The 20,186-nt window shown below is 66.1% G+C and carries 24 protein-coding genes; 5 read left to right on the forward strand and 19 right to left on the reverse strand.

The annotated features are described in order from the left end of the window. Nucleotide 1: 1 nt before the first annotated feature. Nucleotides 2-943, forward strand: coding sequence for a JmjC domain-containing protein (locus YM304_RS16215; protein ID WP_015442794.1), 942 nt, complete (start codon nt 2-4; stop codon nt 941-943). A gap of 24 nt (nt 944-967) precedes the next feature. Here the strand turns inward: YM304_RS16215 and YM304_RS16220 are convergent, their stop codons facing one another. The 9 genes from YM304_RS16220 to YM304_RS16260 are packed head-to-tail and all read right to left on the reverse strand — an operon-like array spanning nt 968 to nt 7,019. After that, the gene (locus YM304_RS16220) at nt 968-1,315 is read right to left on the reverse strand and encodes an STAS domain-containing protein (RefSeq protein WP_015442795.1); all 348 of its coding nucleotides are present in this window, start codon (nt 1,313-1,315) and stop codon (nt 968-970) included. Beyond that, nucleotides 1,312-1,755, reverse strand: coding sequence for an ATP-binding protein (locus YM304_RS16225; protein WP_041298374.1), 444 nt, complete (start codon nt 1,753-1,755; stop codon nt 1,312-1,314). The genes YM304_RS16220 and YM304_RS16225 overlap by 4 nt, the downstream gene beginning before the upstream one ends. Next, the gene (locus tag YM304_RS16230) at nt 1,752-2,459 is read right to left on the reverse strand and encodes a sigma-70 family RNA polymerase sigma factor (protein ID WP_015442797.1); all 708 of its coding nucleotides are present in this window, start codon (nt 2,457-2,459) and stop codon (nt 1,752-1,754) included. Before YM304_RS16230 ends, YM304_RS16225 begins: the two co-directional genes overlap by 4 nt. Next, complete coding sequence (locus YM304_RS16235; RefSeq protein ID WP_015442798.1) at nt 2,456-2,860, reverse strand: hypothetical protein; 405 nt, start codon at nt 2,858-2,860, stop codon at nt 2,456-2,458. The genes YM304_RS16230 and YM304_RS16235 overlap by 4 nt, the downstream gene beginning before the upstream one ends. Further along, entirely contained in the window at nt 2,857-3,957 is a 1,101-nt protein-coding gene (locus YM304_RS16240) for a PP2C family protein-serine/threonine phosphatase (protein WP_162142091.1), read from the reverse strand. Before YM304_RS16240 ends, YM304_RS16235 begins: the two co-directional genes overlap by 4 nt. A gap of 26 nt (nt 3,958-3,983) precedes the next feature. Then, nucleotides 3,984-4,580: an SAM-dependent methyltransferase gene (locus YM304_RS16245; RefSeq protein ID WP_015442800.1), complete on the reverse strand. Its 597-nt coding sequence runs from the start codon at nt 4,578-4,580 to the stop codon at nt 3,984-3,986. After that, nucleotides 4,577-5,530, reverse strand: a complete 954-nt coding sequence (locus tag YM304_RS16250) for a hypothetical protein (RefSeq protein WP_041300311.1) — start codon at nt 5,528-5,530, stop codon at nt 4,577-4,579. Before YM304_RS16250 ends, YM304_RS16245 begins: the two co-directional genes overlap by 4 nt. Before the next feature lie 2 nt (nt 5,531-5,532). Then, entirely contained in the window at nt 5,533-6,258 is a 726-nt protein-coding gene (locus tag YM304_RS16255; protein WP_162142092.1) for a PIG-L deacetylase family protein, read from the reverse strand. A gap of 11 nt (nt 6,259-6,269) precedes the next feature. Then, a complete protein-coding gene (locus tag YM304_RS16260) occupies nt 6,270-7,019 on the reverse strand; it encodes a glycosyltransferase (protein WP_015442803.1) in 750 nt (249 codons plus the stop codon). Between the two features lie 188 nt (nt 7,020-7,207). Here YM304_RS16260 and YM304_RS16265 point away from each other — a divergent pair, with 188 nt between their 5' ends. Further along, the gene (locus YM304_RS16265; protein WP_015442804.1) at nt 7,208-7,450 is read left to right on the forward strand and encodes a hypothetical protein; all 243 of its coding nucleotides are present in this window, start codon (nt 7,208-7,210) and stop codon (nt 7,448-7,450) included. A gap of 47 nt (nt 7,451-7,497) precedes the next feature. Here YM304_RS16265 and YM304_RS16270 read toward each other — a convergent pair whose 3' ends face one another. The 9 genes from YM304_RS16270 to YM304_RS16310 all read right to left on the reverse strand — a co-directional run bounded on the left by YM304_RS16270 (nt 7,498) and on the right by YM304_RS16310 (nt 15,264). After that, on the reverse strand, nt 7,498-8,076 hold the full coding sequence (locus YM304_RS16270; protein WP_015442805.1) for a type 1 glutamine amidotransferase domain-containing protein: 579 nt from the start codon (nt 8,074-8,076) through the stop codon (nt 7,498-7,500). Between the two features lie 131 nt (nt 8,077-8,207). After that, nucleotides 8,208-8,903: an MgtC/SapB family protein gene (locus YM304_RS22855; RefSeq protein ID WP_051071468.1), complete on the reverse strand. Its 696-nt coding sequence runs from the start codon at nt 8,901-8,903 to the stop codon at nt 8,208-8,210. 73 nt (nt 8,904-8,976) lie between these two features. Then, a complete protein-coding gene (locus YM304_RS16280; RefSeq protein WP_015442807.1) occupies nt 8,977-9,213 on the reverse strand; it encodes a hypothetical protein in 237 nt (78 codons plus the stop codon). Then, a complete protein-coding gene (locus YM304_RS16285) occupies nt 9,210-9,494 on the reverse strand; it encodes a hypothetical protein (protein ID WP_154723501.1) in 285 nt (94 codons plus the stop codon). Before YM304_RS16285 ends, YM304_RS16280 begins: the two co-directional genes overlap by 4 nt. Before the next feature lie 198 nt (nt 9,495-9,692). Further along, nucleotides 9,693-10,859, reverse strand: coding sequence for an ABC transporter ATP-binding protein (locus YM304_RS16290; RefSeq protein WP_015442809.1), 1,167 nt, complete (start codon nt 10,857-10,859; stop codon nt 9,693-9,695). A 77-nt stretch (nt 10,860-10,936) separates the two neighbouring features. Beyond that, complete coding sequence (locus YM304_RS16295; RefSeq protein WP_015442810.1) at nt 10,937-11,986, reverse strand: LacI family DNA-binding transcriptional regulator; 1,050 nt, start codon at nt 11,984-11,986, stop codon at nt 10,937-10,939. Continuing rightward, on the reverse strand, nt 11,987-12,802 hold the full coding sequence (locus tag YM304_RS16300) for a carbohydrate ABC transporter permease (RefSeq protein ID WP_015442811.1): 816 nt from the start codon (nt 12,800-12,802) through the stop codon (nt 11,987-11,989). It abuts the gene before it with no gap. Continuing rightward, the gene (locus YM304_RS16305; RefSeq protein ID WP_197536895.1) at nt 12,799-13,791 is read right to left on the reverse strand and encodes a carbohydrate ABC transporter permease; all 993 of its coding nucleotides are present in this window, start codon (nt 13,789-13,791) and stop codon (nt 12,799-12,801) included. The genes YM304_RS16300 and YM304_RS16305 overlap by 4 nt, the downstream gene beginning before the upstream one ends. A 114-nt stretch (nt 13,792-13,905) precedes the next feature. Continuing rightward, nucleotides 13,906-15,264 carry an ABC transporter substrate-binding protein gene (locus YM304_RS16310; RefSeq protein ID WP_015442813.1) on the reverse strand — a complete coding sequence of 453 codons (1,359 nt, stop codon included), beginning with the start codon at nt 15,262-15,264 and terminating at the stop codon, nt 13,906-13,908. A 269-nt stretch (nt 15,265-15,533) separates the two neighbouring features. On the opposite strand from YM304_RS16310, the gene YM304_RS16315 reads away from it, so the two are divergent. Genes YM304_RS16315 through YM304_RS16325 form a run of 3 tightly spaced genes read left to right on the forward strand, consistent with a single transcriptional unit; the run spans nt 15,534 to nt 18,783 of the window. Then, nucleotides 15,534-16,502, forward strand: coding sequence for a glycoside hydrolase family protein (locus YM304_RS16315; protein WP_015442814.1), 969 nt, complete (start codon nt 15,534-15,536; stop codon nt 16,500-16,502). Nucleotides 16,503-16,561: 59 nt separating this feature from the next. After that, nucleotides 16,562-17,215 carry a uridine kinase family protein gene (locus YM304_RS22860; protein ID WP_015442815.1) on the forward strand — a complete coding sequence of 218 codons (654 nt, stop codon included), beginning with the start codon at nt 16,562-16,564 and terminating at the stop codon, nt 17,213-17,215. A gap of 11 nt (nt 17,216-17,226) precedes the next feature. After that, nucleotides 17,227-18,783, forward strand: coding sequence for an alpha-amylase family protein (locus tag YM304_RS16325; RefSeq protein WP_041300326.1), 1,557 nt, complete (start codon nt 17,227-17,229; stop codon nt 18,781-18,783). 36 nt (nt 18,784-18,819) lie between these two features. On the opposite strand, the gene YM304_RS16330 is transcribed toward YM304_RS16325, so the two are convergent. Next, complete coding sequence (locus tag YM304_RS16330) at nt 18,820-20,109, reverse strand: NAD(P)/FAD-dependent oxidoreductase (protein ID WP_041300328.1); 1,290 nt, start codon at nt 20,107-20,109, stop codon at nt 18,820-18,822. Nucleotides 20,110-20,186 lie beyond the last annotated feature (77 nt).

Genomic DNA, 20,186 nt, shown 5'->3' on the forward strand with positions numbered 1-20,186 from the left:
CGTGGTCCGAGACGGTCAGCCCATCGCCGCCGAGAAGTACACCGAACGGGCACGGCTCGGCGGCTGGGACCTTCGCGACGTCATCGCTCCCGACCGCGTCGCCGAACAGTTCGCAGCCGGAGCGACCGTGGTCGCGCAGTCGCTGCACCGCACCCATCCGACCGTTCGCTCCTTCGTCGACGATCTGCGTGCCGACGTGTCGCATCCCCTCCAGGCCAACGCCTACCTCACCCCGCCGAACTCGACCGGCCTCGCACCGCACTCCGATCGTCACGACGTCATCGTGCTGCAACTGGAGGGTTCCAAGCAGTGGGCCGTGGACGGGCTCGGTGAGTTCGAGCTGCGACCTGGAGACGTGCTCTACGTCCCCGCCGGTCACGAGCACGCAGCGACATCGACCGAACGATCGTCGCTCCACCTGACCATCGGGTTGTTGCGCGTGACCCATCGAGCCGTGATCGAACGCGTCCTGCGGTCCGCGCCGAGCACGCTCGACGACCCGCTCCCCCTCCGCTACGCCGACGAGAGTGACGATCCGCTCGTCGCGAGCATCGACGCGGCCCTCGCCGACGTCCGGACACACCTCGAGTCTGTGGTCCCGAGCGAGGTCGCCCGCACCGAACGCCGGCGGCGCAGCACTTCGACCACGTCTGCTCGACGGCCGCTCACCGCCGCGATCGCGCTGCAGGATCTCGATGGTGCCGCCACGGTGGTGCGCGCCGGAAGTCCGTGGACGACGACCCGCCCCGACGACTCGACCATCCGGGTCGAAGCCGACGGCCGAAGGCTCACGGCACCGCGATCGTGCGAGCGAGCGCTGGCGCTGGTTCGCACCGGCGACGGCGCGCGAGTCGACGAGTTGCCCGGCCTCGACCACGACAGCCGTGTGCTGCTGGCCCGTCGTCTCGTCTCGACCGGTCTGTGTCGACTGCTCGAACGCTGAAGAGGCGACCGTCGATCACGTGCGTCACGGCCGATCGCCGACCTCGACGCCGAGGAAGTCGAACAACCCGCTCACCCGCAACACCGTCTCCTGGAACGGTGTCGCCACCACCACGCGGAGGGTGCAGCCACGCCGGTCGAGTGCATGACGAAGGCGGACGAGACTGCCCAGCGCCGCCGAATCGATGATCGTCGTCCGGCTCAGGTCGACCGTGAGTTGCTCGATGGCCTCCGACAGCGCCGTGGCCGCCTTGTCGAAGCGACCGACCTGCAACCGATCGAACTCTCCGGCGACGCGCAGTTCGGCACGCGGGTGACCGATCTCGCCACGCACGACGATCTCGAGGTCGAGCTGACCACTCGGTTCCCTCATCGGACGATCCCGAATCCGGCGAGTGGCAGCGTGACCGTCGTGCCTCGTTCGGTCACGTCGAACTCGATCGCGGGAACCAGCGCTCGAGCCAGTTCGAGTCCTCGCCCGCGTTCGAGTGGGCCGTCGGCCGACGGTGCGTTGCCGGTCGACCCGCTGCGAGCTTGGAGTCCGGCGCCCGAGTCGATCACACGCACCACGTCACTGGCCCCGAACTCGATCTCGAGCGCGATCGACTCGTCCATCCCGAGGCGGACGTGTTCGTCGATCGCGTTGGCGACGATCTCGGTGAGCGCGACGAGGAACGCGCTCTCGGCATCGTCGTCACGAAACACGGTGACCCGGCGGACGGCCGAGCGACTGATGGCGATCGACACCAGCGTCGGTGGGATGTGGATCCGACAACATCCGGTGGTGGGCACAGCGCGCACAGCCTCGGTCACGACACGTCCTCCTGTTCTTCCAGTTCGCCGCGTAGCCGTTCGAGCGCCTCGGCGATGCGGCGATGCACCTGGGGTTGCGAGATCCCGATGAGGCGCCCGATCTCGGCCTGGGTCAGACCATCTCGGTATCGATACTCGATCAGCGCCCGTTGCTCGTCGTTCAGGGTCGAGAGCGAGTGCGACAGCAATGCCGCGTCCATCGCATCGGCGGGATCCGACACGTCGATCGAAGCGTGCTCGACCGACGACGGGAAACGGGCTTCGCGTGCACGAACCGCTTCCATGACCCGTTCGCGGTCGAAACCGGTCTCGTCGGCGACATCGCCGACCGTCGGCGACCGTCCGTTGCGCGACGTCAGCCGTTCCGAGGCTGCGGCGACCGTGATCGAATCCTCTTGGAGCGAACGCGGCACCCTGACACCCCACCCGTGCGTGCGCAGATGCTTCTTGAGCTCACCGTTGATCGTGACCACCGCGAAGCGGATGAACGCGCCCCGCTCCGGGTCGTATCGACGGCAGGCGAAGAGCAGACCGAGTCGTGCGACCTGCCGCAGATCGTCGTCGACGACCGCGCCGAAACTGAACCGACGGGCCAGGCGGTCGGCGAGGTCGAGGTGCCGCTCGAACAGTTCGTTCTCCGCGTCGGAGCCCGCCGGTTCCGCTGCGTCGCTGTCGTCGATCACGACGGTGTCGATCCCGCTCATCCCAACGCCGCGGTCAGACTCACGTGCGGTGGATGTTCGGACACCTCCACCTCGAAGAACGACTCGACGAGCTCACGCTTGTCGCCGAGCGGGGCTGAGTCGCTGATGCCGTCTGCGGACTCCACGTCGAATGCGAGCACGAGGCGACGATCGTCGAGCCGGACGCTGGCCGACTCGATCCGGCGTTCCTGCAACGCGTCGATGGTGTCTTCGAGCGGAAGATCGAGTGACTCGAGGGTCGCGAGGTCCGCATCGGCAACGGTTCCCACCTGGTCGACCACGGCGAGCAGCACGCGGAAGATCATCGATGCGTCGCAGTCGCTGAACTCGCAGCGGACCTCGTCGACGTGTTCGCCGGGTGCGTCGCGTTCGCCGGGCGCGTCGCGTTCGTCAGCGGTCACGCCGCGCTCGTCTCTCGTCGGACGACGACCGCGGTGATGTCGTCGGTCACCTTGCCGCTGCCGATGAATCCCAGGACGTCGGCGATCACCTCGTGCGCCGTGCGCAGCGGTGCCTTCCACCAGTGGGCTTCGAGCCGCTCGCGAAGTCGGTCGGCGCTGTACGCCGTGCCATCGGGAGCGTGCGAGTTCGTCGGACCGTCGGAGAACAGCACGATGCCGTCGCCACCGTCGAGCGGCCCCTGGCGCTGCAGTCGGTACTCGTGCGAGCCCACGACGCCGAGCGGGAGCTCCGCGGTGAGCTCGAGACGCGACGCCTGCGAGCCCGTGACCCTCCACGCCGGCTCGTGGCCGGCGTTGACGAACTCGACGCCGTCGGCGTCGATGCGACAGGCGAGGCCGGTCACGAATCGATCGCCGCCGAACTCGTCGAACAGCGCGGCATCGGCTGCGGCCATCTGCGCGTCGAGCCCGCCCCCTCGTCGACGTTCGTTCCGGATCGCGGCGAGCGCCATGACACTCGCCGTGGCGGCAGCGAGCCCGTGGCCCATCCCGTCGAGCGAGTACACCCAGATGGCACCGTCGGCAGCCGCGTAGTCGAACGCGTCGCCGGCCACCTCGTACGCGGGTTCCAACACGCTGCCGATCGCGTAGTCGCCGAGTCGATCGGCGCGGTTCGGCAGCGAGGCCCACTGCATCTCGGCCGCCACGCTCATCGACGAGCGCCGGCGAATGCGTTCGAGCTCCTCGAAACGATTGCGATGGTCGTTGGCGATCGGCCCGAGTTGCGCCATGACATCGTCGGGCGGCAGGTCGGTCGTAACCGGCACGCGGACCACGAGCACCGGCTGCTCCCGGTCGGAGATCGGTACCCATCGCATCGAGCCGTCGACGTACGGGCGGTTCTCGAGCATCGACACACGGAGTTCGTCGTCGAGCAGTCGCGCCGATCCTCCGTTGGTGCCGGTCGTGACCTCGACCAGTTGCTCGAATGCGTGATCGATCACGAACAGCGCCGCATCGTCACCGAAGATGCCGAGCAGTGCGTTCGCGACGTCGGCGTATCCGCGTGCTTCAACGACGCTCAGGAGATCAGACACGACGTCACCGTAATCCCCGCATCGGCTCATCGGCAGCGCGTCCAGACCACGGCCTCGAAGGCTGCGTCGACGCATCGACTCGTCGGTTCGAGCCAGTCGAGTTCATCGAGCCACGGCGCGATGTCGGCGCCGGCGCGCGGGTAGTTGGTCGGGCCGGTGTAGTGCACCGAGAGCAGGTGTCCGTCGAGTTCGAGCCAGTCGTCGAGCCGGTCGATCGCTCGACGGCCGTTGTCGTCGCCGAGGTAGTAGGCGACCTCGGACCACACGACGAGGTCGCCGGTGCCGTCGGGCCAGTAGTCGGGAAACCGTTCGTGTCGCACCTCGACGTGAGGTTGCCCGGCGAGTCGCCGGCGAGCCTCCTCGACCGCGCCGGCGTGCAGATCGAAGGCGATCAGCCGGTCACAACGATCGGCCAGGCGGCGGGTCAACGCACCGTTCGAGCAGCCCGGTTCGATCGCGCTCCGGTAGCGCTGACGCGGCAGCAGTGCGAGCGAGATCTCGTACTTGCGCTGTTCGTACCACGACGTGTCGAACCCCCACGGGTCGAGATCGTCGGCGTACATCGAGGTGAAGTACTCGTCGGGCATGTCGCTGGTCGGCTCGGGTTCGACGGTCGAGCTCATCGTGTCTCGCTGTCCGGGTTCGTGCACTCGACGCCATCGACGATCGCCCCGAGTTCTCGTTCGCCGTGGTGCTGTCGGAGGTACAGGTGGACGTCGGCGAAGCGTGTCGCGAGCGCTGCGTCGGAGGCGAACGGACGAGGGCCGAACGCTCGGCTGAACCGATCGAGCACGTCGGAGCACGTGCGCTCGACCGCGTGGCGCAGCGATCGGGCGCGTCGCTGCGCCGCCACGCGGTCGTCCGGTGACGCGTCGATCTCGTTACCGGCTGCGGCGAGCAGCGCGTCGAGCGTCCAGCTCGCCGCTTCCAGCGCGCCTAGCTGAGCACGACGGTGTGGATCGGATGCTCCGAGACGGTGCGCAACATCGATCACGCCCAGCGTGCCACCGGCCCAGCACGCGGCCGGGCCGCAGGCACCGTGCCAGAACCCCACCCGGTCGAGGTACCAGCCGGGGCAGCCCACGATGCGATCGGCATCGAGCGGGTCGTCGTCGAACCGAACGGCACCGGTCGCCGTGTCTGCGAGCGCAACCGTCGACCAGCCGCTCGTGTCGAACGTGATACTCGAACGCATCTCGAGATCGATGTCGATGAGCAGCGGACGTCCGGTCGCGTCCGACACCGACACGAGCGCTCGGTCGACGATGCCCAGGCCGCTGCAGAAGGGCGACGTTCCGCTGAGCGACGCCCGGTCGCCGCTCAGCGACGCCGTCCCGGCAGATGCCCACACGCCGTACAACGCACCGCCGACCGGCGCGGTGCCCGCCTCGTGCAGGATCGACATCGCGTCGCAGTGCGCCTCGGCCAAGCGGGCGACACCGACGGGCATCGTGCGAGCGATCCCGCTCAGCGCACGATGGCGATCGGCGGTGGCGCCGCAACCGGGGTGTGGCAGGTCGAGTCGTCCCGAGGCGAGCAGTTCTCGCACGGTGTCGACGCTGTTCCCGTTCACGGTCACGATCCCACCTCGCGCCGGTCGCTGCGTTCGACGTTCGCCGAGACGAAGTACTCCGCTAGCCACTCGGCCGGCTCGACCGTGGATTCGTCGAGAATCGGCGCGACCCCGTCACCCGCCTGGAACTGGCTGACGTGACAGCGGATGGCGTCGCGTTTGGCCGCTGCCGCCGAGGGGCCGAGATCCAACGCGACGAGCTCGCAGCCGTCGAACACGTCGCTCGAACGCCAGTGCCACGTCCAGAACAGCGAGAACACGAGCGTTGCCGACCGCGCGTCCGCCACCGCCAGTGCTGCACGTCCACACGCCTCGTGGTCCGGGTGTCCGTCGTTCGTCCAAGTCGTCACGACGAGATCGTCGGGTCGGACGATGTCGAGTAGGGCGTCGACGAGCGCCGACTCGTGTTCCGACACCCGGCCGTCGGGCAACCCGAGTCGGTGGGTCGCCGACGGCGCCACGTTCAACTCGCGAAGCGCTGCACGTTGCTCCGATCGTCGGGTCGCTGCCAATGCGGGGTCGCCTGCAGGGTCGTACGCCGCGTCGCCGTCGGTGACCGCGACCACGATCACGTCGAGCCCGCGGGCGCGCTGCGTTGCGATGAGCCCGCCCGACGAGAGTGACTCGTCGTCGGGGTGCGGTGCGACAACGACGGTGCGGCGAGCGGGTGGCGTCCACGGGCGCGCTGCGGCCAGCGTGGTCGACCAACGATCTGCCAGCGTCGACATCGAGCTCGTCGTCATGCAACCGGCTCGATCGACGCGTCGAGTGCAGCGAGGTTGGCGGCAAAGCCGTTCGGAGCTCGGCCTCGGATCCGTGCGCTCGTCGTGACGCACAACGACGTCGTCGACTCGACCGGCCCGAAGAGCCGGAGGCGGTTCCACAGGTCGTGATCTTCCCCGGTCGCCAGCGCGTTCCACTCTCCGACCGCCAGGAAGGCGTCGGCTCGGAAGCCGAGGTTCGCGCCGTGCACGTGAGGATGGGAGCCGTCGTCGCCTCGTTCGTACGAACGCTCGAACGACTCGACCAGCGCGAGGCTGGTCGATTCGTAGCGCAGTCGGACGATGCCGGCGACGGCGACCACACCGCGGGCGGCGAGTTCGAGTTGCCTCGTCAACCAGTCGGGGTCGACCGTGGTGTCGGCGTCGGTGTTGGCCATCCACACGCGACTCGGATCGTCGACGAGATCGGACAGCACACAGCGAGCACCGAATTGACGCGCCGCCCCGGCGTTGCCGCGATCGGTCTCGATGACGACATCGCCAGCGCGACCGGCGAGTCGATCGAGCGCTCGCCGCACGGTGTCGTCCCGGCATCGGTCGGCGACGACGACCACGGTCGACCGCACGTCGGCGGGGAGCTGTGAGCGGGCGATGTTGATGCTGTCGAGGCAGTCGCCGATCGATGCTGCTTCATCTCTGGCGGGAACCACGACGGCGATGTGCGACATCGTCGGGGCGGGTTGGTGACGGCGCGGGGGGAAACGCATGACCGGTGAGTACCCCGCCCGGCACGTTTTGATCGATCGAATGAAACCGACAGCTTCCGGGTACGTCCACGAGGTGATCCGCACCGGACGGTTTGTCTCAGAGACAAACCGTCCGGTCACCGACCGACCAGACAGGAGCGTGACATGCAACATCGCCATCGACCCATCGACCGCCACGTCGAGCTGTCGTGACCGGCGCGAGCGCTGTCGTCATCGTGCTGACGGTGATCGTCGCCGGTGCGGCCATCGTGTGGTTCATGGCGACGAAGCGGCATCCGGAGCGCACGGCTGGGCATTCCGATGCGCCGCCGACCACGACGTCGGACGAGCTCTACGACGGGGCCGACCGTCCCGCCGGCCCCGACGCCGAGGTCATGGATCCCGATCTCCTCGGCGGCGACGGTCGACCGCCGCGTGCCGACGACGCCTGACGCCGTCGGCGCCATCCGGCACCTCCGGCTCGCCTGCGAGCGAGTGTTCAGGAGTCGGCGGACGAGAACACCGACACGATCTTCGTGTTGAACGCCGGCAGATCGTCGGGGTTTCGACTCGTGATCAGCGAGTTCGAACCGTGCGTACACACGACGACCTCTTCGTCGACCCACTCACCGCCTGCGTTCTCGATGTCGGTGCGCAAGCTGGACCAACTCGTGAGACGACGTCCGTCGACCAGGCCCGCCTCCACCAGGGTCCACGGGGCGTGGCAGATGGCAGCGACCGGTTTACCGGCGTCGAAGAACGACGTGATGAAGCGAAGCGCCGCCTCGTCCATCCGCAACGCGTCCGGGTTCGCAACCCCACCGGGGAGCACCAACGCGTCGTAGTCACGCACGTCGGCGTCGCTGGTCGCGACGGTCGCTTGGAACACGTCGGCTTTGTCGAGGTGATCGAAACCCTGTACGTCGCCCGTCTCGATCGCCACCAGCACGGGCGTCCCGCCCGCTTGCTCGATGGCATCCCACGGCTTGGTCAACTCGACCTGCTCGACTCCCTCGTTCGCAGTGACGAACGCGATCGTCTTGCCGTTCAGTGGTTCAGCTGAGGTGTTGTTGCTCATGTTGTTTCGACTCCAATCTGTTGGGCCGCAGTTGCGGCGTTCGATGTTGAACTCGGATTCCGAAGCGGTACCCGGTTCCAGTGATTTGATGCGTGACGCAGGTTCCGTTGCGGAGGCCTCGCTCCTTGCGTTCAGGCGATGAAGGAGACGTCGGCGATGTCGCCGCGCCCCGTCGCGAGCATTGCGTTGAGCTGATCGATCACCGGTTGCGCCGGGCGCGTCCAGAACTCGATCGCCAGTGTGAGCGACCCGCCCTCGTCGGGGGTCAGTCGTGTGACCTTGATCGGCGGAAGCGCGAGCGTCTGGATCTCGGAGAGCACCGCCGCACCGTCACCTGACGGGTTGACCTCGACGACCAATGTGGCCGGAGCGTGGCGTCGAGCATCGACCCAGTTCGAGAGCGGCTTGAGCACGGCGAGGGCGACGAGCGCGATGGTCGTCGCGACGGCTGCGGCGATCCAGAACCCGACGCCGCTCGCCAGTCCGACGGCGGCAGCGGTCCAGAGCGACGTCGCGGTCGTGATGCCGCGCACCGTGCCTCGGTGTTTGAGGATGGCTCCGCCACCGATGAACCCGACGCCCGGCGCCACATACGAGGCGATGCGAGACACGTCGACGGTGACGTTGTTCGAGCCGCCGTCGGTGATGAAGTCGTCGAACGCCCCGACCGAGATGACACCGAAGAGGGCGGCGCCGACGCTGAGCAGCAGGTGCGTGCGAAAGCCCGCGTCCTGGCCGGCGTACTCGCGCTCGAGACCCACCGCTCCTCCGAGCAGTGCGCCGACGCCGAGCCGCAGCACGATCTCCCAGACGCCGAGGTCACTCATGGCGACCCGTCTGGTGTCTCGCACTCACGGTGGCTCCGCGTCGGCGGTTCGTGGCTGCTCGTCCGGTCGTGGCTCAGCCGGTGGTGCTGATGCGATCGGCGGCTGCGTCGCCGACGTCGTCGATCTTGCCGGTGACTTCGCTCACGGCGGTGTCGGCCACCTGACCGATGTTGCTCTTCACCTCGTCGACGACCGGTTTGGTCTTGCTCTTCACGCTCGAGGTGATCTGTGCCCGCTGCTTCTCGCTGAGTCCGGCGCCCACGGCAAAGCCGAGCACGCCACCCATCACGAGACCCTTCAAGAACTTCACGCCGCCACCTTCAGGTCGGTCTGCGCACTGGGCGCAGCGTCGCGGCCGCGGTACCACGTGAGGGCACCGGCGAGTCCGAGGATCATGAGCACCGAAACGAGCGCTCCCTTGGGATGGCTGGCCACGAAACGACCGCTTCGGCGAGCGGTGCGAGCGACGAAGCGTCCACTGACGACGGTCGCGGTGCCAGCGGCATCGGCGAGATCGGTGGCGGCGTCGACGACGGACGAGCCAGCTCCCTCGACCGAATCGATCACGTTCGACAGGTCAATGCTGCTCACGTCGATCGTGTCGACGGTTGATCTGACAGCGTCTGCAACGCCGCCAAGCTTGTTCGAGAGTGTGTCGGCGGAAAGTGTGTCCATGACAGATCAGTACCCGGATGAGGCGCGATCAAACCCGTCGAGCCGGTGGCACGAGCACTCGCGGCACCGTCGGAGCACCCGATCGAGGGCGGCGTTTCGACCGATCCGACGGCGTCAGGACCAGATGGAGAGGCGCGTCGATGGATCGAAGAAGTGCATGTTCTCCGTTGCCACGGCGACCGCCACCTCGTCACGCATCCGGGCCCGAGACCGCGGGTTGAAGCGACCGACGGCGTTCGATCCGCTGTCGGACTCTTCGACGGCGTCGGGGTCGCCGGAGTCGACCGTGCGGGCGTCGATGTTGAAGTGCACCATGATCTCCGAACCGAGCGCCTCGGTGAGCGACACCGTCGACTCGAGCGTTCGGCCGGTCACGTCGTGCGACACCATCGATGCATCCTCGAAGTCCTCGGGCCGGATACCGATGATGACGTTGCCGAGGTGGTTTCTCAGCGCTGGCCGCGCGCCGAACACCTCGTCGCCGATCGTGAGGCTCTGGCTGCCGATGCGAACCACGCCGCTGCCGTCGTCGGCCATGTCGATCGTTGCTTCGTACAGGTTCATCGAGGGCGACCCGATGAACGCAGCGACGAAGACGTTGTCGGGGCGGTCGTAGAGGTTCTGCGGCGTGTCGACCTGCTGGAGGTAACCGTCCTTGAGCACCGCCACTCGGTCGCCCATCGTCATCGCTTCGACCTGGTCGTGGGTGACGTACACGGTGGTGACCGCGAGCTCACGCTGCAACGCCGCGATCTCGGCACGCATCTGCACACGCAACTTCGCATCGAGGTTCGACAACGGCTCATCCATCAAGAACGCCGCCGGCTGACGCACGATCGCCCGACCCATCGCCACACGCTGACGCTGACCGCCCGACAACTGGCCGGGCTTACGATCGAGATTCGCGTCGAGCTCGAGGATCTTCGACGCATGCCGCACACGACGATCGATCTCGTCCTTGGGCACCTTCGCCAACTTCAACGCAAAACCGATGTTGTCGTACACCGTCATGTGCGGATAGAGCGCATAGTTCTGGAACACCATGGCGATGTCGCGGTCCTTCGGCTCCACGTCGTTGACGACCTTGTCGCCGATCTTCATCTCGCCACCCGAGATCGACTCGAGCCCCGCGATCATCCGCAACGCCGTCGACTTACCGCAACCCGACGGCCCCACCAACACCAGGAACTCCTTGTCGGCGATCTCGAGGTCGAGGTCGTGGATGGCGTGATAGCCGTTCTCGTAGATCTTGTCGATCCCATTGAGTTGCACGGTTGCCATCGTCATGGCTCCTTCTTGGTCAGGCGTCGGATGACGCATCCAGTGAGTGTGTGAGACACGCGGTGAGCGGCGAGTCGTCAGGCGTCGGCAGTCGCCGTCGACCGAGCACCGCACGATTCCCTGATCACGATCCGTCCGTCGACATGTTGCGACGTGACGGTCTCGCCGGCGATCTGGCGGTTGAGCTTGTCGATCAGCACGCCGATGCCGTCGGCGAGTCCCTGGTCGATCGTGGTGAGCGGCGATCGCGCATACTGCGCCATCTGGATGTTGTCGAAGCCGACCATCGCGACATCATCCGGCACCGAGATACCTTGCCTGAAGAACTCGTGCTGTGCCGCCATCGCGACTGCGTCGCTGTACGCCACGAAGACACCGTCGATGGCCCGATCGGCGTCGAGAATCTCTCCGACGGCGGCAGCGGCAGACACGTTCTGGACCGCATCGCTGGCGCTCACGACGATGGAGTCGTCGACGGCGATGTCGGCCTCTCGCAGTGCGTCGCAGTAGCCCTGATACCGCTGGAAGCCCTCGGATCGAGGGTCGTCGAGATCGCCCGAGATCAACGCGATCCGACGGCGGCCTCCGGCGATGAGATGCGCTGTGGCCTCGCGGGCCAGCTTCACGTTGTCGACCCCGACGGCGCAGTACGCCCGGTCGGTGGCCGGCGGCATCCACACGGCGAGGGGAATTCCGGCCTCCGCCGCTTCGACGAGCACGGAGTCGTCGAGGCCGAAGCCGAGCTGGATGTAACCGTCGACGAGGCCAGACCGATGCAGCGACAGGTCGACCGACTTCGAGTGCGAGACGAGCATGTCGAGGTCGGCGTTCCCGAGCGCGCTTCCGACCGTCGCCAGGAACTCCAGCAGAAACGGATTCGTCAGGGAGCTCGTACTCCCGGGGTCGACGAAGGGAACGTGCACCGCGACGAGCCCGGTTCGCTGCAGACGGAGCGCCCGCGCCTGGCGCTGCATGACGTAACCCAACTCGGTCGCCGCCTCCAGCACACGGCTGCGCGTCCCCTCGGCGACCGACGGGTCGAGCTTGAGCGCACGCGACACCGTGGCGATCGACACGTTCGCGTGCCGAGCGACAGCCTCCATCGTGACGGGACGAGTGCGTTGCATCTACTTCACCGAGCCGCTGGAGATACCCGAAACGATGTGTCGTTGCATGACGAGATAGAAGAGCAGGATCGGAAGGGTGGCCAGCAGGACCCCGGCCATGGCCAGTCCGAGCTCGGTCGTGAACTGCCCGAAGAACGTCACCGTTTCCAAGGGCAGCGTACGCGATCCCGATTGCAGCACGAGCGACGGGAGCAGATAGTCGTTCCAGATCCACAGGCCGTTCAACACGATCACCGTGGCCGTGATCGGCTTCAGCATCGGGAACACCACCTTCCAGAACACCTGGAACCTCGTGGCGCCGTCGATGATCGCTGCTTCTTCGATCGCGATCGGCACACTCTTGATGTAGCCGTGGTACAAGAAGGTCGACAGCGACGTACCGAAGCCGAGGTAGAACAAGATGAGATATCCGCGGCTGTTCAGCAGTTCCAACTGGCCGTAGATGCTCACGAACGGGATCATCAGCGCCTGGAACGGGATGATCATCGACGCGATGATCAACGCCAGCAGCAAGCGATTGCTGCGGTAGTCGAACCGGGCGAGGTAGTACCCGAACATCGCCGGGAAGATCACCAGCAACACGCCAGCGCCCACGGTGATGACGAGCGAGTTCGTCACCGCGGACACGAAACTCATCCGGTCGAACGCCGTCTCGAAGTTCTCGGTACCGAAGCTCTCCGGGAGCGACAACGGACTTCCGACGATCTCGGACTTCGTCTTGAACGAGTTGAGGACGAGCAGCACGAACGGGAAGACCCAGAAGAGTGCGACCACCGCGGTGAGGAGGAATCGGACGGAGAGGAAACGCTGCTTCATTCGCTGTGCTCGAATCTACGAGAGACGGCAACTTGGATCACCGCGATGACGGCGATGATCAGGAAGAGGATGACCGCCTTGGCTTGACCGGTCTCGAAGTTCTGGAAGCGGAACGCCTCGAGGAAGATGTTGAGCGGCAGCAACTCGGTCGACCGGAACGGTCCGCCGTTGGTCAGCGTCAGGTTGACATCGAATGCGAGGAAGGCGTTTCTCAACGCCAGGAACACGCCGACCGTGATCGAGGGGACGATGAGGGGCAGCTTCACGTAGAAGAGTTGCTGCCACGGCTTGGCACCATCGACCGTCGAGGCTTCGATGACGTCGCTCGATATCGACACCAGTCCGGCGATGTAGATGAGCATGAGGTAGCCGGAGAGTTGCCAGACCGTCACGATGACGAGGGCGGCGAGCCCCTTCTTCTCGTCGACCAGCCACGATTGTTCGAGGAAGCCGATGCCGGTCGACTCACCGACCCAGGTGAACATCTGGCGGAACACGAAGACCCAGATGAACCCGAGGATGACGCCGCCGATGAGATTCGGCGTGAAGAACACCGCTCGGAAGAAGTTCTGGGCTCTCAGCTTCGACGTGACGAGCAGCGCGAGGCCGAAGGCGATCAGGTTGGAGAAGACGACGACGCCGAGGACGTAGACGAACGTTCGAGTCATCGTGGCTCGGAACGCTTCGTCACCGAGCGCATCGCTGTAATTCTCGATACCGGTGTACTCGTAGTCCCCCGACGTCACCGAGTCGATGCCGTTCCAGTTCGTGAACGACAGGACCACGCCGACGAGAAACGGCAGCACGACCACGACAAGGAAGGCGAAGGTCGGGATCGCCGCGAACTTGAGGAACCCGGAGAGCGGTCTCGCTCCGGCTTCCTTGCTGTAGATGTGCGCTGTCGGCGACTTACTGCGGCTGCTCTTCTTGCTCGCAGCGCCCGCGTCGGCGACGTCGTCCACCGCATCGGCGATGATCGGATCTGCCACAACACTCCCCTTCCGTGTCCTCGAGTTGTCATTCGGGCGCTCGGGCCGACCTGCGAGAGGTCGGCCCGAGAGCCCCATGATCGTTCACCCGACGAGGTCAGGTGAACGTCGTGATCATTCGACCGTTGTCCAGTAGTCCTGGAACTCGCCGGCGAGGCCGTCGCGGTCGATGTTGCCCGAGATGTACTTCTGCATCGACGCACCGAACGTCGGCCACCCGTCGATCGGGTACACGCTGTTCATCCATTCGAGCGTTGCACCGCTCGAGGCGTAGTCGACGATCTGCTGGTTCATCGACGCCGTCGGGTCAGCCATGTCGGCATACGCCGGCAGGAACTCGAACTTCTCGCTGTAGAAGACCTTGCCCTCATCGGTGGTGGTGAGCCAGTTGATGAAGTCGATCGCGCCCGCCTGCTGCTCGGCGCTGGACTGTTCGGCGTCGACCACGATGTACGCCGGCACGCCGACGGCGACCTGCGTGTTGCCGTAGTCGGCGGGATCATCGCTGACCGGGAGCGGCAGGATGCCGAACGAGCCGTCCGGAGCCGCCTCCAGGAGGTTCGGAACCGCCCAGTTGCCCATGAACCAGAATCCGACCTCGCCGCTCGACAGAGCGAGCACCGCTGGGTCGTAGTCACCGTCGAGCGGCGACGACTTCAACTGGTTGTACTCGAGCATCAGGTCGACGGTGTCGAGCCAGCCGGTGAACACCGGATCGTCGGTGAGCGTGACCGAGCCGGCTTTGAGTTCGTCCATGAACGCGAGGCGCTCCCCGCGATCGGCCGACTGGGCCGCATACATCGAGTTGGTGAGGTGGGCGCCGAGCGACCAGTCCATCGGCGACACCTGGATGGCCGCCTGGGTGCTGTCGAGTGCATCGATCTGCTCGAAGAGTGCGGCGAGATCGGATCGCGTGGCGATCGACGCGGGGTCGAAGGTGCCACCCACGGCTTCGTCGAGCACCGCCTGGTTGTAGAGCAGGCCGTACGCCTCGATGGTCTGCGGGGCGCCGACGATGCGGCCGTCGTCGAGCGTGGCCAGGTCGAGGGTGCCCGGAAGTGCGGCCTCGATCGCAGCGGTGCCGGCCAGGTCGAGCAGCCGATCTTGGAACTCGGGGATCTCCTGCTGCATGACCATGATGGTCGGAGCGTTGCCGCTCGAGTACAGGCCGGTGGCGGTCTGCAGGAACTCACCGCCGCCGAGCGGCAGGCTCTCGAGCTCGTAGGCACTCTGCGAGGCGTTGTAGGCCTCGACCGCTTCTGCGAACGGTTCCTCGATCTCGGCCTTGAGCGTGCCGAGAATCGTGATGCCGACGGTCTCGCCCGAGTTGGCGGGCTCGTCGGTGCCGGTGGAGTCGGCAGAGGCGGCGGTCGTGTCGCCGGCGGAGCTGTCGTCGTCGCTGCCACACGCAGCGGCGACGAGCCCCAAGCACGCCGTGACGGCTGCAACGCGGAAAAGCTTCGTGGATCTCATGGTTTCCCCCTATGGGATCTTTGTTGGTGTGATGCATCCCCGCTTCGCCCACAACTGCGTTGACGACTTCGAGAATGTAATCGATTACATTGCAGGTTCACGTGACGCTTGTCAAGTCGAATTATTACTTTGCGTGGTCGATGTAATCGATTACACTCACGCTGCGACGCGTGTCGACCGTCACTGCCTGCGGCGATGCCACCAAACTGCCGCCCGCGCAACAACTCGTTCCCCTCGATGACCATTCCGCTTCCGAACAAGGTTGACCAATGACTCTCAAACTCGACGACCACTGGATCTGGGATTTCTGGCTCGTCACCGACGGCGCCGAACACCACGTCTTCTTTCTCAAGGCGCCGAAGTCGCTCGGCGACCCCGATCTGCGACATTGGAACGCCTCGATCGGCCATGCGATCTCCACCGATCTCCACACCTGGACCGTCGTGCAGGACGCGCTGGGCCCCGCCGACGTCGATGCCTGGGACGACAAGTCGACCTGGACGGGGAGCGTGGTTCGACACGGCGACGCGTGGCTGATGATGTACACCGGTACCTCCCACGCCGAGGACGGGCTGGTGCAGCGCATCGGTGTGGCGACGTCCCACGACCTCCACCACTGGACTCGCCGCCCGCATCCGATCATCGAGGCCGATCCCGAGTTCTACGAGAAGCTGTCCGACGAGCTGTGGCACGACGAAGCATGGCGAGACCCGTGGCTCCTTCCCGACCCCGCGACCGGTCAGATGGACGTGTTCGTCACGGCACGATCGAAGCGGGGCGAGCGGTTCGACCGCGGCGTGATCGGCCGTGCACGGCTGTCCGACGACTTGACGGACTGGGAGGTGCTGCCGCCGATCGAGATGCCGTCGGGGTTCGGCCAACTGGAGGTACCCCAGCTGATCGAGATCGACGACCGGTGGTATCTCGTCTTCTGCAGCGACGTCGAGACGCAGAGCCCGCAGCGCCGGTCCGACGGGCCTGGCACCGGGACGTACTACCTCGTCGGCGACTCCCCGTTCGGGCCGTTCTCCATGATCGGCGATGGCGTCCTCGAGGCCGACGCGCTCGGATCCACCTACGCTGGCCGCATCCACCGCACCAGCGACGACACGGTTCACTTCATGGCGTGGAACCGGGCGGACGAGGCAGGCGCCTTCGTCGGCGACCTCACCGCCCCTCGCCGAGTGGCAGTGCGCGCCGACGGCTCGCTCGTCGTCTCCGATCTCGTCGTCTCGTGACCATTCGCCCCTGAAAACCCACTCCTGAACACCAGCGACTCTCGAAGGGATCATCAATCATGAAAGGCGACGTCATCGTGGTCGAGGAGCACCACGTCCGAGCAGCCCAGGCGATCGTTCCCGACCTCATCGATGCGATCACGAATGCGCCGAGCCGCTACGTCATCACGGTCGCCGGTGAATCCGGGAGCGGGAAGTCCGAGACCGGAAAAGCGATCGCCGACGAACTCGCAGCGCACGACCTCACCGCGGTCTTGCTCGGGCAGGACGACTACTTCGTCCTACCTCCGAAGTCGAACGACGCGAAGCGGCGTGACGACGACACCTGGCTCGGCCCGCACGTCGAAGTTCGTCTCGATCTGCTCGAACAGAACCTGGTCGACGCCCTGGAAGGCGCCGACGAGATCGTCAAACCGCTGATCGACTACGACGCGAACTCCGTCGAGGAGGAGACCATCGACCTCCGTGGCGTCGAGGTCGTCATCGCCGAAGGCACGTACACCTCGCTGCTCAAGCACGTCGACACGCGAGTGTTCATCGCCCGCAACCGACTCGACACGCTCGAGCACCGCCAGAAGCGCAACCGCGGCAGCGAGGTCGGCGATCCGTTCATCGAGAACGTCCTCGAGCTCGAGCACAAGATCATCGCCGGCCACCGCCAACTCGCCGACTTCGTCATCACCCGCGACTACGACGTGATCCCGGTCTCGTGACGCACGCGGGCATGAAGGCCAGCCTCCCGAACCGCGTGATGCTCAACGCGTACCCGGACAGCATCGACGGCGATCTCGCGGGCACGGTGCGGATGCTCCAGCGACCCGAGTTCACCGACGCGTTCGGTCTGTTCTACGTGCTCCCCTCGATCTTCAACAGCGACCTCGACCGAGGATTCTCGATCATCGACTACGACCTGAACTCCGACCTCGCGTCAGCCGAAGACCTCGCGGCGCTCGACGAACTCGGGATCATGCTCAAGTTCGACATGGTGCTCAACCACCTCTCGGTCGGATCCCCGCAGTTCCAGGACCTGCTGAAGCACGGTGACGACTCTGCGTTCCGCGACTTCTTCATCGACTGGAACGAGTTCTGGGAGGGTGAAGGCGAACTCCACGCAGACGGACACGTCGTCCCGTCTCCCGAGCACCTCGACCGGTTGTTCATGCGCAAGCCCGGCCTGCCCATCCTGCAGGTTCGGTTCCCCGACGGCTCCGACCGGTTCTACTGGAACACCTTCTACCAACGGGTCGAGACCATCGACGGCGAGCGCTCCTACCTCGGCCAGATGGACCTCAACGCCGAGTCACCTCGGGTCTGGACGTTCTACCGCGAGACGTTCGAGAAGCTGGCCCGATACGGCGCCAAGATCGTGCGCCTCGACGCCTTCGCGTACCTCCACAAGGCGGTCGGTGACACCAACTTCTTCAATACCCCCGGCACGTGGGACCACCTCGACCGGCTCCGGACCATCTCCGAAGAGAACGGCCTCGTCCTGCTTCCCGAGATCCACGGCGAGTACGGCACCAAGATCCACGAGGAACTGTCGGATCGCGACTACCCCGTCTACGACTTCTTCTTCCCCGGGCTCGTCATCGATGCGATCGATTCGGCGAGCAACACGCATCTTCTTCGCTGGATCGACGAGATCATCGAGCGCGACATCGCCACCGTCAACATGCTCGGTTGCCACGACGGCATTCCGGTGATCGACCTCAAGGGCGGTCCGACCGGTCAGGGCTTGCTGCCCGACGCGACGATCGAGGCGATGATCTCACGGCTCCTGGAGCGAGGCGGCAGAGTGAAGAACCTCTACGGCGCCGACGGCACGAAGGTCTCCTACTACCAGGTCAACGCCACCTTCTTCAGCGCGCTCGGCGAGAGCGACGCCAGGCTGCGCCTCGCACGCGCGATCCAACTGTTCGTGCCCGGCACCCCACAGGTCTGGTACCTCGATCTGTTCGCCGGCGCCAACGACGTCGAGGCCGCCGATCGTGCAGGCGCCGACGGCCACAAGGAGATCAACCGCACCAACCTGAGCGCCGCCGACGTCGAAGCCGGCCTCGCTCGGCCGATCGTCCTCGACCAACTGGAGATGATCCGTCTCCGCAACGCGTCCCCCGCGTTCGACGGCCGCTTCGAGGTCGTGCCGACCGACGACACTCGACTGCAGCTGCGCTGGCAGAACGGCTCGACCGTCGCACTGCTCGACGCCGACCTGGCGACCGAGAGGTTCACGATCACCCACGAACACGACGGCCACACCGAGATCCTCGGCTACGACTGACGATCCGCTGCCGCCGCCCGACCCGTCGCCTGGTGGTCAGCCGCCCGAACGGCGGGCCATCGGGCGCGAGCTCCGCAGTCCGGTGATCAGCCGGGCGTTTCTGCGGCCTGTCCAGTACTGCCATCCCCATCCCGACATCGCTCGCAGCTTCGAACGGAAGTCGACGAGTGACCAGATGTGCACGAGCCACCAGATCAGCCAGGCGAGGTACCCACCGAACCGCAGCTTCGGGCCGAGGTCGGCCACTGCTTTCGAGCGACCGATCGTGGCCAACGATCCCTTGTCGACGTACGCGAACGTCGGGCGCGGCTCGTCGGCGAGGTCGGCCCGAATGCAGCGGGCGACGTGTCGGCCACCTTGCTGTGCGGCAGGAGCGACGCCCGGCACCGGTCGGCCGTCGACGACGGCGTGCGCGAGGTCTCCGATCACGAACACGTTCGAATGATCGGCGACGGTCAGTTGGCCCGTGACCTCGACGCGTCCGGCGCGATCGGTGCCGCTGGTGACGTCACGGCCCAGTGGTGAGGCAGCCACGCCCGCACCCCAGAGCACCGTTGCCGCCGGAATCGTCCCGGCCGAGGTGGTGACGCCGTGCTCGTCGATGTCGGTCACCGGCGTCGACGTCCTGACATCGATCCCGAGCTTCACGAGCTGGCGCTCGGCCGAGCTGGAGAGCTTCTCGGGGAACGCGCCGAGCACTCGGTCGCTGGCTTCGACGAGCACGACCTTGCTGGTCGTCGTGTCGATGGATCGGAAGTCGCTGCGCAACGTTCTCGTCGCGATCTCCTTGACGGCTCCGGCGAGTTCGACTCCGGTCGGTCCGGCGCCGACCACGACGAACGTCATCTGACGCTCTCGTTCGGCCGGGTCGTCGGCCGCCTCGGCCCGTTCGAACGCGAGCAAGATCCGCCGCCGGATGTCGAGCGCGTCGTCGATCGACTTCAGGCCGGGCGCGTGGACCGCCCACTCGTCGTGACCGAAGTAGGAGTGCGTGGCCCCGGTGGCGAGCACGAGGTAGTCGAAGGAGATGCTGCGGTCGGGCGTCTGAATCGTCCGCGAGTCGAGATCGACCGACACCACCTCGTCGAGGAGCACCGCCGCGTTGGCCTGCTTGCGGAGAATGTGACGAATCGGCTGAGCGATGTCGGACGGGTTCAATCCGGCCGTCGCCACCTGGTACAGCAGCGGTTGGAACGTGTGGTGATTCGCTCGATCGACGACCGTGATGTCGACCTCGGTGTCGGCGAGCGACTGGGCAGCGGCCAGGCCACCGAATCCGCAGCCGACGATCACGACGTGCGGACGCGCGACGGACGAGTCGCTCATGGTCGGCCCGTCATCTCGTCGGGTCCACGATGCTTCGACGTTCTCGACTCGGATGCCATGAGGTCGGAGCGTACGCA

The sequence above is a fragment of the Ilumatobacter coccineus YM16-304 genome, from assembly GCF_000348785.1.
GTDB classification, from domain to species: domain Bacteria; phylum Actinomycetota; class Acidimicrobiia; order Acidimicrobiales; family Ilumatobacteraceae; genus Ilumatobacter_A; species Ilumatobacter_A coccineus.